At 64.7% G+C, this 11,414-nt stretch carries 14 protein-coding genes; 10 read left to right on the forward strand and 4 right to left on the reverse strand.

All coding sequences use genetic code 11. From position 1 onward, the window contains the following. The first annotated feature begins 81 nt into the window (after nt 1-81). On the forward strand, nt 82-576 hold the full coding sequence (locus CJD35_RS05715; protein WP_026002392.1) for an MmcB family DNA repair protein: 495 nt from the start codon (nt 82-84) through the stop codon (nt 574-576). 13 nt (nt 577-589) lie between these two features. Here the strand turns inward: CJD35_RS05715 and CJD35_RS05720 are convergent, their stop codons facing one another. Further along, nucleotides 590-1,216, reverse strand: coding sequence for an ankyrin repeat domain-containing protein (locus tag CJD35_RS05720; RefSeq protein ID WP_026002393.1), 627 nt, complete (start codon nt 1,214-1,216; stop codon nt 590-592). A gap of 41 nt (nt 1,217-1,257) precedes the next feature. Here CJD35_RS05720 and CJD35_RS05725 point away from each other — a divergent pair, with 41 nt between their 5' ends. The 4 genes from CJD35_RS05725 to CJD35_RS05740 are packed head-to-tail and all read left to right on the forward strand — an operon-like array spanning nt 1,258 to nt 3,341. Further along, on the forward strand, nt 1,258-1,911 hold the full coding sequence (locus CJD35_RS05725; RefSeq protein ID WP_017183175.1) for an SCO family protein: 654 nt from the start codon (nt 1,258-1,260) through the stop codon (nt 1,909-1,911). Nucleotides 1,912-1,914: 3 nt separating this feature from the next. Further along, entirely contained in the window at nt 1,915-2,340 is a 426-nt protein-coding gene (locus CJD35_RS05730) for a YcgN family cysteine cluster protein (RefSeq protein ID WP_017183176.1), read from the forward strand. Further along, nucleotides 2,321-3,037: a M48 family metallopeptidase gene (locus tag CJD35_RS05735; protein WP_017183177.1), complete on the forward strand. Its 717-nt coding sequence runs from the start codon at nt 2,321-2,323 to the stop codon at nt 3,035-3,037. The genes CJD35_RS05730 and CJD35_RS05735 overlap by 20 nt, the downstream gene beginning before the upstream one ends. Before the next feature lie 4 nt (nt 3,038-3,041). Beyond that, nucleotides 3,042-3,341: a hypothetical protein gene (locus CJD35_RS05740; RefSeq protein WP_017183178.1), complete on the forward strand. Its 300-nt coding sequence runs from the start codon at nt 3,042-3,044 to the stop codon at nt 3,339-3,341. A gap of 47 nt (nt 3,342-3,388) precedes the next feature. Here the strand turns inward: CJD35_RS05740 and trhO are convergent, their stop codons facing one another. After that, complete coding sequence (gene trhO, locus CJD35_RS05745) at nt 3,389-4,258, reverse strand: oxygen-dependent tRNA uridine(34) hydroxylase TrhO (RefSeq protein WP_017183179.1); 870 nt, start codon at nt 4,256-4,258, stop codon at nt 3,389-3,391. Nucleotides 4,259-4,301: 43 nt separating this feature from the next. Between trhO and pdeM the strand changes: the two genes are divergently transcribed. Together pdeM and CJD35_RS05755 are read left to right on the forward strand one after the other, a co-directional pair. Beyond that, entirely contained in the window at nt 4,302-4,961 is a 660-nt protein-coding gene (gene pdeM / locus CJD35_RS05750; protein WP_017183180.1) for a ligase-associated DNA damage response endonuclease PdeM, read from the forward strand. A 188-nt stretch (nt 4,962-5,149) separates the two neighbouring features. Next, complete coding sequence (locus CJD35_RS05755) at nt 5,150-7,945, forward strand: TonB-dependent receptor (protein WP_095686908.1); 2,796 nt, start codon at nt 5,150-5,152, stop codon at nt 7,943-7,945. Here the strand turns inward: CJD35_RS05755 and CJD35_RS05760 are convergent. Continuing rightward, nucleotides 7,923-8,669 carry a YggS family pyridoxal phosphate-dependent enzyme gene (locus CJD35_RS05760; protein WP_095686909.1) on the reverse strand — a complete coding sequence of 249 codons (747 nt, stop codon included), beginning with the start codon at nt 8,667-8,669 and terminating at the stop codon, nt 7,923-7,925. The genes CJD35_RS05755 and CJD35_RS05760 overlap by 23 nt on opposite strands. Nucleotides 8,670-8,692: 23 nt before the next feature. Between CJD35_RS05760 and CJD35_RS05765 the strand changes: the two genes are divergently transcribed. Both CJD35_RS05765 and CJD35_RS05770 read left to right on the forward strand, forming a co-directional pair. After that, nucleotides 8,693-9,250 (forward strand): thiamine phosphate synthase, encoded by a 558-nt coding sequence (locus CJD35_RS05765; protein WP_017183183.1) that lies wholly within the window; start codon nt 8,693-8,695, stop codon nt 9,248-9,250. Between the two features lie 70 nt (nt 9,251-9,320). Then, nucleotides 9,321-9,674 carry a GIY-YIG nuclease family protein gene (locus CJD35_RS05770; protein ID WP_017183184.1) on the forward strand — a complete coding sequence of 118 codons (354 nt, stop codon included), beginning with the start codon at nt 9,321-9,323 and terminating at the stop codon, nt 9,672-9,674. Between the two features lie 238 nt (nt 9,675-9,912). On the opposite strand, the gene CJD35_RS05775 is transcribed toward CJD35_RS05770, so the two are convergent. Then, nucleotides 9,913-10,635, reverse strand: coding sequence for a hypothetical protein (locus CJD35_RS05775; protein WP_026002396.1), 723 nt, complete (start codon nt 10,633-10,635; stop codon nt 9,913-9,915). A 240-nt stretch (nt 10,636-10,875) separates the two neighbouring features. On the opposite strand from CJD35_RS05775, the gene CJD35_RS05780 reads away from it, so the two are divergent. Beyond that, a complete protein-coding gene (locus CJD35_RS05780; RefSeq protein WP_017183186.1) occupies nt 10,876-11,325 on the forward strand; it encodes a DUF3576 domain-containing protein in 450 nt (149 codons plus the stop codon). The last annotated feature ends 89 nt before the right edge of the window (nt 11,326-11,414 follow it).

Raw genomic sequence — 11,414 nt, forward strand, 5'->3', positions numbered from 1 at the left:
GGGGTGGATCATGAAAAGGCCGGTTCGGGTTCTACCGAATCGGCCTTTTCTTTTGTTCCTGACTTGTTCTAAAGTCGCGCCATGAGTAGCGCCCCGATCGAAAGCTGTTCCCCATTGACCGACGGCACTGCGCTGGCGGTGGCGCGGGGGACGTTGCGGCTGTTTTTCCGCCACGACATGAGCGGCATAATGGAAGTGCCGCTGCCCAACGGGCGGCGCGCCGACATCATGGCGATCGACGGGGCGGGGCGGCTGACGATCGTGGAGATCAAGTGCAGCCGGGCGGACTTGCTGGGCGACATGAAATGGCCCGATTATTTCGACTATTGCGACCGCTATTATTGGGCAGTGCCGATGGGGTTCGACCTGTCGCTGTTCGACAGTGAATCGCTGTGGCCCGCGCGCACCGGCCTGATCGTCGCGGATCAATATGACGCCGAACTGGTCCGTCCCGCGCCGATCGAGCCATTGGCCGCGGCCCGGCGCAAGGCGGAGACATTACGCTTTGCCCGGCGGGCGGCGCGGCGGCTGACGGCGATCAACGATCCCGATCATGCGGCCGAGATCGGCTGGTAGGCCGGGCTTTAGCTCAGAATACCGGACCCTGCACCGGGCCTTTGGGCGTGGTGCTGGTCTTGGCGGCGGCGAGCGCTTCGGCAAGGCCGGGCGTGCGGTTGTCCCGGTTGGCATAGTCGCGGGCGGACATGCCGGCGATGGAATCGCGCTTGTCGGGATCGGCGCCCTGCGCCACGAGCAGCCGGACCAGCCCCAGATCGCGCAGTTGCACCGCGCGGATCAGCGGGGTTTCGCCGCTGCCATTGGTTTTGTCCACCTGCGCGCCGCGCGCGATCAGCGTGCGTGCCCCCTCTTCGAAACGGCCCTGCACCGCCTTCATCAGCGGGGTGTTGCCTTCATTGTCGGCCAGATTGGGGTTCGCCCCCTTGGCCAGCATGAAGGCGAGCCAGGTGGCGTCGCGCCGGGCGATGATGATGTGCAGCGCGGTCTCACCCGATGTGACGTCACGGCTGTTGACCACGGTGGAGCCGGGCTTTTGCAGCAGGTCGGTGACCTTCTGCCCGTCGGCATCCTTCACGGCCTTCAGGAAATTATAATTGTCGGAAAATTGCGCCTGCGCGGCGACCGGGGACAGCAGCGCCAGCGTCAATGCGGCGGCGCGCCCCAGACCCATCCATGCGCTCAACCCGGTCTTGCTCATCATCTGCCCCGTATCATTTGCAAATCGGCCCATAGCAAGGCATGGCTGGCGGCACCATGAACAAAGCAAAGATTGCGATCGCCCTGCCGCTGCTGGCCCTGCTGGCTGCGTGCAATATGGGGACGGACGGGAACGCATCAAGCGGCGATAGCGCGCAGGGCGAACTGGCGGGCGCGCGGATCGGCGCGCCTTTCACCCTGACCGATCAGGATGGCAAGCCCAGAAGCTGGGACGATTTCAAGGGCCAGTATCGCCTGGTCTATTTCGGTTACACCTATTGCCCGGATGTCTGCCCGGTCGACCTGCAACGCATCATGCAGGCGTTCAGCCAGTTCGAAAAGGCGCAGCCCGCGCTGGCGGCGAAGGTCCAGCCGATCTTCATCAGCGTCGATCCGGCGCGCGATACCCCCGCGGTCCTCAAACCCTATGTCGCGGCTTTCCACCCGCGCCTCATCGGCCTGACCGGCACGCCGGAGCAGATCGCCAGGGTCGCCAAGGATTTCGTCGTCCTCTACAATGTGGACGGTAAGCCGGGGGACAAGGATTATCTGGTCAGCCACAGCCGCACGCCATATCTGTTCGATCCCGACGGCAAGCCGGTTGCGCTGGTCCCGGTCGATGATCCGGGCACGCCGAACGTGGACGAAGGCGCGCCGGACAAGGTGCTGGCTGCCCTCAGGAAATGGGTGAAATAGGGCTTGGACTTCTGGGAAAAGCCTCTCCACACGCTGGATGCCGCCCAGTGGGAGGCATTGTGCGACGGGTGCGGAAAATGCTGCCTGCACAAGGCGGAGGATGAGGATACGGGGCATATCTACCCCACCAATGTCGCCTGCCGCCTGCTCGACCGCCATAGCGGCCAGTGCACCAGCTACAGGAACCGCCGCAAATTCGTGCCCGATTGCGTGCGGCTGACCCCGGCCAAGGTGAAGCAGATCAGCTGGCTGCCGCGCACCTGCGCCTATCGCCTGCGTGAAGCGGGCGAGCCGTTGCCCGACTGGCATTATCTGGTCTGCGGCGACCGGGAAGCGGTGCATCGCGCGCAGGAATCGGTGCGCGGCTGGACCGTGGCGGAGGCGGAAGCGGGCGACCTGGAGAATCATCTTGTCGACCGGGACATCTGATCCCGACGTCGCGATCCTGATCGACGGCGTGGCGATGCCGGTGCGGGTGCGCCGGTCCGCACGGGCGCGCGCCTACCGGCTGACGATCGACGGCGCGCGCGGCGAATTGCGCCTGTCGATGCCGGTGCGGGCGAACCTGAAGCGCGCACTGGGCTGGGCGCAGCAGCATGAAGGCTGGGTGCGTACGCAAATGGCGGCGCAACCGGCGATGACCCTGCTGGACGATGGCGCGACATTTCCGCTGGAGGGACGGGCCGTCCGCATCTGCTGGGTCGAGGGTGCGTCGCGTACGATCCGGCTGGCGGACGACCGGCTGATGCTCGGTGGGGCGGCGGAGTCTGTCAGCGCGCGGGTGCAGCGCTGGCTGGTGGCGCGGGCGCGGGCGGTGCTGGAGACCGAAACGACGGAACTGGCGCGCGAACATGGCCTGATCGTCGCGTCGGTGGGCGTGGGCGATCCGCGCAGCCGCTGGGGCAGTTGCACTTCGTCCGGTGCGATCCGCTATAGCTGGCGGCTGATCCTCTGCCCGCCCGACGTGCGCCGGTCGACCGTGGCGCATGAACTGGCGCATCTGCTGCATATGGATCATAGCGCGGCCTTTCATGCGGCACATGCGCGAATCCTTGGGGCAGACCCCCGGCCTGCGCGGGCGTGGTTGCGCGCCAACGGGGCGGGGCTGCACCGCTATCGGGCCTGAGCCGATGGCGCGCCGGAAACGCTATCTGACCGCCACCATGGCGGACGGCTATGTCAAGACGATCGGGCCGACGGCGGACCCCCTCACCCATTATTGGCGGATCGTCGCGGTGCTGGAAAATGGCAAGACGGAAGTGTTCTGGGGCCATAGCCGTTCCCTGGCCGAGGCGAAGAAGAAGCGTGGGGCAGCGGAGGACGGCGCGCGGATGCGGGGCTGGAAAAGCTATGCGTTCGAGATTGCGGAACTGGTGGAGACGGAGACAGCGCCTAAAGCCGTTCGTTTCGAGCGAAGTCGAGAAACGTAGCGCACAGGTTTCTCGACTTCGCTCGAAACGAACGGAGTTGGGTGTTTCTATCCCCGATGCGGCCACACGCCTGATCCGTCGGCGGCGCATGCATGGGCCGCATCGCGGGGATAGGGCAGGCCGCAGGCACGGCAGGTCACATAGTCGCCAACCTTGAGGCCATGGCCCACCGCCACCCGTTCATCGAACACGTAGCAATCCCCCTGCCAGCGGCTATCGCCTTCGGGCATTTCCTCCAGATAGCGCAGGATTCCGCCTTTCAGGTGGAAGACATCGTCGAAACCGCGCGCCTTGACCAGGGCGGTGGATTTTTCGCAGCGTATGCCGCCGGTGCAGAACATCGCGATCTTCGGGCTGCGCCCCTGCGCCTTCAGGTCGGCGGCGAACGCGTCGAACCAGCCGGGAAAGTCGCGAAAGGCGCGGGTGCCGGGGTCTATGGCGCGATCGAAGGTGCCGACCGCGACTTCATAGGCGTTGCGTGTGTCGATGACGATCGTGTCGGGATCAGCGATCAGCGCGTTCCAGTCGACCGGGTCGAGATGGGTGCCGGCCTGATTTGCCGGATCAAGATCGCCCACGCCCAGCGTCACGATCTCCCGCTTTACCTTCACCTTCATCCGGGCGAACGGCGCGGCCTGCGCGGTCGCATATTTGACGTCCAGATCGGCGCAACCAGGCAACTGGCGCAGATGATCGATCAAGGCCGTAATCGCGTCCGCACGGCCAGCGACCGTGCCGTTAATCCCTTCGCCCGCGACGATCAGCGTGCCGCGCATGTCGAGCGCCGTACAGAGCGTGCGCAGATCCGCCGCGATGCCCTGGGGATCATCGAAGGTGGCGAAGCGATAGAGGGCGGCGACGGTGAAAGGGTCGGGGCAAGGCGCGGTATCGGACATGGCGGCGCTATAGGCGTTCATCGGCCCTCTTGAAAGCGGGACCGCATCGGCGCATAGCCGGGCCATGGTTCCCCTTTCGTTCGCTGGTGAGGCGTTTCTGGCGCTGCCGCAGGCTGCGCTCTTCTGGCCCGCTCGCGCGGCCTTGCTGGTCGCCGACCTGCATTTCGAGAAAGCGAGCTGGTATGCGCGCTTTGGCCAGTTCCTGCCGCCCCATGACAGCGAGGCGACGCTGGACCTGATCGAGGGGCTGGTGGCGCAGACGGGCGCACGGTCGGTCTGGTCGCTGGGCGACAGTTTTCACGATGCCGATGGCGCCGCGCGGCTGGACCCGCGCGCGAGAGAGCGGCTGGTTTCCCTTACGGAAAGGCTGGACTGGACCTGGATTACGGGTAATCATGACGTCGGCGTGGCGGACATGCCGGGAGGACGCAGGCTGGTCGAGACGGAACTGGGCGGGATCATCCTGCGGCATGAAGCGCAACCGGACGATCCACGGCCTGAAATCTCCGGCCATTTCCACCCCAAATTCCGCCTGTCGGTGCGCGGACGCCATGTCGCGCGCCGCTGCTTCGTGGAGTCGTCGACAAAGCTGATTCTACCCGCGCTGGGCGCGCTGACGGGAGGGCTGGATGCGGGTCATGGAGAGATTCGGCGGGTGGTGGGACCGGGTGCGAGCGCTTTGGTCCCTGTTTCCGACCGATTGTTACGCTTTCCGTTATCGTAAAGAAACGCTACGGAAACCGGATTTTAAGCTGTTGCTGATAGGCAACAGGGTGTGAATATCACGCCACCAGACATCGCAAAAGGCGCAGAAAAGCTAGGCTCTCTTGCCTTCGCCCTGCTGTGGCATCATAAACTAGGGCAGCACCCGATACGTCGAAAAGGCGTGCGGGCAGGAGAGGAACGACCATGATGACAGACAAGAGCCTTTGGCTGACGACCGCCGGCATGATCGCATTGACGATGGCGATGCCCGCCGCCGCACAAGACACGACCGCGCCGCAAGCCGCCGTCGATCAGGACAGTGCGGAAATCATCGTGACCGCCACCCGGCGCGCGAGTCCCCTGTCCGACGTGCCGATCGCGGTGTCCGCCGTCAGCGCGCAGGCGATGCAGAATAGCGGCGCCAGCGACATCCGCACATTGAACCAGCTGGCCCCGTCGCTGCTGGTGTCATCGACCGGATCGGAAGCCAATGCGTCGGCGCGTATTCGCGGCATCGGCACGGTCGGCGACAATCCCGGCCTGGAAAGCTCGGTCGCGGTGTTCATCGACGGCGTGTATCGCTCGCGCACCGGCGCGGGCCTCAACGAACTGGGCGAGATCGAACGGGTCGAGGTGCTGCGCGGGCCGCAGGGGACGCTGTTTGGCCGCAATGCGTCGGCGGGCCTGATCAACATAATCAGCAAGGCGCCGGAAAACACGTTCAGCGCCAAGGGTGAGATCACCTACGGCAATTATGATTATTGGCGGCTGTCGGGCCGCGTCACCGGGCCGGTGGCCGATGGCATCGCGCTCAGCCTGGACGGGGTATGGTCCAAGCGTGACGGTTTCTACAAGCTGGTCGATACGGCCGGGAACAAGGTAGGCGACACCAATGACCGCGACCGTTATTTCCTGCGTGGAGAGGCGCTGATCGAGCCGAACGACGATCTGTCGATCCGTCTGATCGGCGATTATACCAATCGCGACGAAAGCTGTTGCGGCGCCGCCTATACCGAGGCGCGCGAACGGACCCCGGCGGCAGGTGGCGGATATAACACCGCGCCGTTCAACCGCATCGCCGCGATTCTGGCAGGGCAGGGCAGCGTGATCGCGGCCGACCCCTATGATCGCGAACTGACGATCACGCCGGGTCGCGACTATGTGAGCAAATTGAAGGACTGGGGCGTGTCGGGCGAGGTCAATTACGACCTGGGCGACGTGAAGCTGACCAGCATCACCGCCTATCGCGATTACAAGTCGAGCGACTATGGCGATTATGACTATAATCGCGCCGACCTGCTCTATCGCGATCCCAATACCTATCGCCAGTTCAAGACCTTCACCCAGGAATTGCGGGCGCAGGGTTCGGCCTTTGGCGACATGCTCGACTGGCTGGTCGGTGGCTATTATGCCAATGAACGGCTGACCTTGCAGGATAATATCCGCTTTGGCGCGGATTATGGCCGCTTTGCCGCCTGCCGCCTGATGGCAGGGGCTGGCGCGACGAGCAACTTCCCGGCGTCGACGCTGGCTGCCTGTGGCAGCGGGCTGGCGACCGGCGCGTTGATCACGGGCACGCAGGCGAACCTGAACGCCGGGCTGAACGCCGCCTTCCTCAACGCCGGCCTGCCAGCGCCAGTCGCTGCGGGCCAGGCGGCCGCCATCTCGACGGGTCTGGGCAACGGTCTGCGCGCGCTGGCGGCGATCCCGTCGGGCACGGGCGACATCGCGTCCATCTATCGCCAGAAGAGCGAGAATTGGGCGCTGTTCACCCACAATATCGTGCACATCACCAATCGGCTCGATCTGACGCTGGGCCTGCGCTACACGCATGAGAGCAAGACATTCTCCGCCGATTTCAACAATAACAACGCGACCTGCGCTGCATTGCAGCCCGGACTGGCGCCGATCGCGACCAACCCGTCGCTGGGCAGCGCTGCGGCGTTGGCGGGCGGCATATTGACGCTGGGATGCCTGGGCAACGGATCGACCACGCTCAATGCGCTCGACCTGAACGACAAGATCAGCGACGGCGAATTTTCCGGCACGGCGGTCCTGTCCTGGAAGGCGACTGACGACCTGATGGTCTATGGCAGCTATTCCAAGGGCTATAAGGCGGGCGGCTTCAACCTCGATCGCTTCCAGCTGGGATCGACCGGGCTGAATGTCATCCCCGCCGTGTTCGCGCCGCGCACCAACGCCGACGTGACCAGCCTGCGCTTTGCCGCGGAAAAGGTGGATTCGTTCGAGGTGGGCCTCAAATATAGCGCGCCCAAATGGAGCGTGAACCTGGCCGGCTTCCGGCAGGAGTTCAAGAATTTCCAGCTCAACACCTTCAACGGCACCAGCTTCGTCGTCCAGAATATCAATGGCTGCGACAGTGCGCTGAGCGCGGCGCGGACCTGCGCGGCGGGGGATGTCGGGCCGGGCCTGATCAGCCAGGGTGTCGAACTGGAATGGTCGGTGACCCCGGCGCGCAATTTCCGCGTGGCGGGCGGCGCAACCTATGCCGAGGCGAAATTCGCCAACCGGCTGGTGGGCAGCGGCAATGGCGCGGTCCCGCTGGACCCTGCCCTGTTCCTGCTGCCCGGCTCCATCAACAGCAACGCGCCCAAGATGGTGACGACCGCCAGCATGGCCTGGACACCCGACATCGGGACGAGCGGCCTGTCAGCGCTCTTCTATGTCGATGGCCGCTTGACCAGCGACTATAATACCGGGTCGGACCTGTTCCCCGAAAAGCGGCAGGATGGCTTTGCCATCGTCAACGCGCGCGTCGGCATTCGCGGTCCCAACCAGCGCTGGGCGGTAGAGTTCTGGGGTCAGAATATCTTCAACCAGGACTATACCCAGGTGTCGTTCAGCAGCCCGCTCCAGTCGAGCAGCCCGGCAACCTCCACCACCGGCCAGTTCGCAGCGGGCGCGCCGATGGCGAACCAGCTGATCTCCTCCTACCTCGCCGAGCCGCGCACCTACGGCATCACGCTCCGGGGGAGTTTCTAAGCATCCCCAGCCCGCTCCGGGGAACGGGGCGGGCTGGCGGGGGACGATCGCCGAACAGGGCGGTGCCGACGCGAATATCGGTCGCCCCCAGCATGATCGTGGTTTCATAATCGCTGGACATGCCCATCGACAGGCGCGGGAGGCTTTCTTCCCGCGCCATTTTTGCAAGCAGCGCGAAATAGGGGGCTGGCTCCACATCGGCGGGCGGGACGGCCATCAGGCCGAGCAGGGGAATGTCGGCGGCGCGGGCGGCGGCGATCAGCGCGGGCGTGTCGGCGATCGCGCAGCCCCCCTTTTGCGGCTCCGCACCGATATTGACCTGAACATAGCAGGGGACGCGCTTGCCCTGCGCGTCCATCGCCTTGGCCAGCGCGGTCAGCAGCGAAGGGCGATCAAGGCTGTGGATAACATCGAACAGGGCGACGGCATCGGCGGCCTTGTTGGATTGCAGCTGGCCGACGAGATGCAGGCGGATGTCGGGATGCGCCTGTCGCAGCGCGGGCCATTTCTCCTGCGCTTCCTGCACCCGGTTTTCGCCGAACACGCGCTGCCCCGCATCGATCAGCGGCTGGATGGCGGCGGCATCCTTGGTCTTGGATATGGCGATCAGGGTGATGGCGTCCGCGGTCCGGCCAGTCAGGCGGGCGGCCTTGGCGATCTCATCCTGAATGGTGGCCAGGCGGCTGGCGGCGTCCTGGGTGGCAATGCTGCTGTCTGTCGTCATGCGCGCTGCTATAGGGCAGGGTCATGACCTGTCGCCACCGCAAAAATATGCCGCTGATCTGGCTGATGACCGACGAGCGGATCGGGGAGGCGGCCTTGCTGGCGGCGGTGGCGCGATTGCCCAGGGGGCGGGCGGGAATCATCTTTCGCCATTACAGGACGGCGCCGGGCGCGCGGCGGGCGCTGTTCGATGCGGTACGGGCGATCGCGCGGCGGCGGCGGCTGACGTTGCTGCTGGCGGGGACGGCGCGGCAGGCCGCGGCCTGGGCAGCGGATGGCTGGCACGGGCGCGACGTACGCCGGGCAGCACGACCGATGCGGCACAGCGCGCCGGTGCATGACGCGCGGGAGATGGTGGCGGCGCGGCGGGGCGGGGCGGACATGGTGCTGCTGTCGCCCCTATTTCCGACACGCTCGCATCCGGGAGGGGCGAGTCTGGGGCGGGTAAGGTTTGCGAAGCTCGCGAGGGGGGCAGACATGCCCGTCATCGCGCTGGGCGGCGTGAAGCGAAAGCATGGCCGGATGTTGCGCACTATCGGCGCTGCGGGATGGGCGGCGATTGATGGGCTAGTGAGCGAGTAGGGGGGACTTTGTTGGTCTTGGATGGATTGCGGAATGGAGGGTTTGTGGGTGCAAGAACCGTAGAGGGCAGATGCCTTTCACCGTCACCCCAGCGAAGGCTGGGGTCTCTGGCGCAGATGCGCTACAGTTGGATATGGCGCGAGGCGGCTACACCTATGTCATGACCAATAAGCCAAGGGGCGTGCTCTATATTGGCGTCACAGCCGACATAGCTACGCGCGCCCAACACCATCGAAAAGGCACCGGCTCCGCCTTTTGCAAGAAATATGGGTTGACCCGCCTTGTTCTGGTCGAGCCACATGATGACATTAGGCTCGCCATCGCCCGCGAGAAGGCGCTTAAAGCCTGGAAACGCGAATGGAAAATCCGCCTTGTGGAAGAAGCCAATCCAGATTGGCGCGATATGTCAGACGTTATCTTCTGACGCTTGAGACCCCAGCCTTCGCTGGGGTGACGATGAAGGAAATGGCCGACTGACGACCTGAACGGCAGCGTAGCTGACGTCAGGATCCATTGGCGCGATCTTCACGCATAATCGCAACGCTTGCGTGAATGGATCCCGGATCAAGCCTGTCCTGAGCCTGTCGAAGGGGCCGGGATGACGGAGGGAGACGCGATCAGGCGATACGCCCGTCGCTCTTTCCCGCCAGCCTTTCAGCCGATCAGAATTTGAACACGGTGCCCAGATAGACGGCCTGGCTGTCCTGGCGATCGTCGGTCATCGGGGTCAGGCGGCCTGCGACGCTGTTGTTGTAGCGCACGCCTGCGGTGACGTTCAGGTTGCGCGTCAGCGAATAGGAGCTGGCGAGATCCAGCGAATAATCCTTGTCGGCGGCCGGATTGCGTGTCGCGGCAACCGCGTCGCGGCGGGTTTCGATCAGCATCTTGGTGCTGAACCGATCCTTCTTGCCGCTATCCAGCGAGAAATTCTTGGCATCGACCATGGTTTCGACCGGCACCGGATCGAGCGCCTTGCGGCCGATCGCTTCGGGCAGGGCGAATTTGCGCCAGCCATGCGCGCCGTTCAGGCTGAAGGCGACGGGCGCGATATTGACCGGGGTGAGGGTGGTGTTGACCGCAACGCGATCATTGTCGCCCGCGCGGACCATCACGGTGATCGCCCGCTGGCCGCTGAGCGAGCCGCTGGTCGGCGTGAAGCGGAAGCCCTGACGGCTGGCCGACGCTGCGATCTTCGCATAGGCGGCGGCAAGGCGCGGGTCCTTGGTCGTGGGCGTGAAGGAAGAGATGCTGCCCAGCGCGCCGAGCGAAACCGGCGATTGCGTGCGCACCAGATCGGTCGCTGCGCCGATGGCAGGAGACAGCATGAAGCCAGCCACGGCAACCGCCGCGCCCGCCAATGCCAAATGTCCCCTATTCACGCGCATGATTCGATTCTTTCCCCGCCACTTATATTGCACAACGCTCTACACGTACAAAGCCGCCACTGGCTAGTGCCACCCCCTTCTTGCACCCCTTTTTGTCAGAGATGTTGCACGGAACACACAGGCGCGCAGAATGATCCGTGCCGGATCGCATGCGCCGTCGCCCGCCGCCCCTTGCTCCTTGGCGCGGGACCACTATAGAAGGCGCGAGCATTTTTCGTCTTTTCAGCTAGGACATGCCTGATGGCCAGCCGCTTTTTTCGTTCCGTTTCCGCAGGTCTGCTGCTGACCGCCCTGTTGCCGCTGGCCGCCTGCGGTGGCGGGGCCAAGGACCGGCCCAAGGCGGATCTGGCCGCGTCCAGGGTCACCACGATCGGCGTCAACGCCTATCTGTGGCGCGCCAGCCTGGACACGCTGTCCTTCATGCCGATGGTGCAGACCGATTCCAACGGCGGCGTCATCGTCACGGACTGGTATGCCAATCCCAACAGCCCCAATGAGCGGATGAAGCTGACCGTGTCGATCCTGGATCAGGATCTGCGCGCGGACGCGCTGCGTGTCGCGGCCAGCCGTCAGGTGAACCAGAATGGCCAGTGGATCGACGCCCCGGTGAAGGCGGCGACGGTGCAGAAGCTGGAAGAGGTCATCCTGACCAAGGCCCGCGACCTGCGCCGCACCGCGATTTCCGGCTGATATTTCTTCGCCTGGGTTTTGCGTGCGCGAAGCCCCGGTTTTTCGACGGTTCGGGGCTGGGCTTGCAAAGGCCCAGCCCCTCGCATTTG

It is taken from the genome of Sphingobium xenophagum (assembly GCF_002288285.1).
GTDB lineage: Bacteria > Pseudomonadota > Alphaproteobacteria > Sphingomonadales > Sphingomonadaceae > Sphingobium > Sphingobium xenophagum.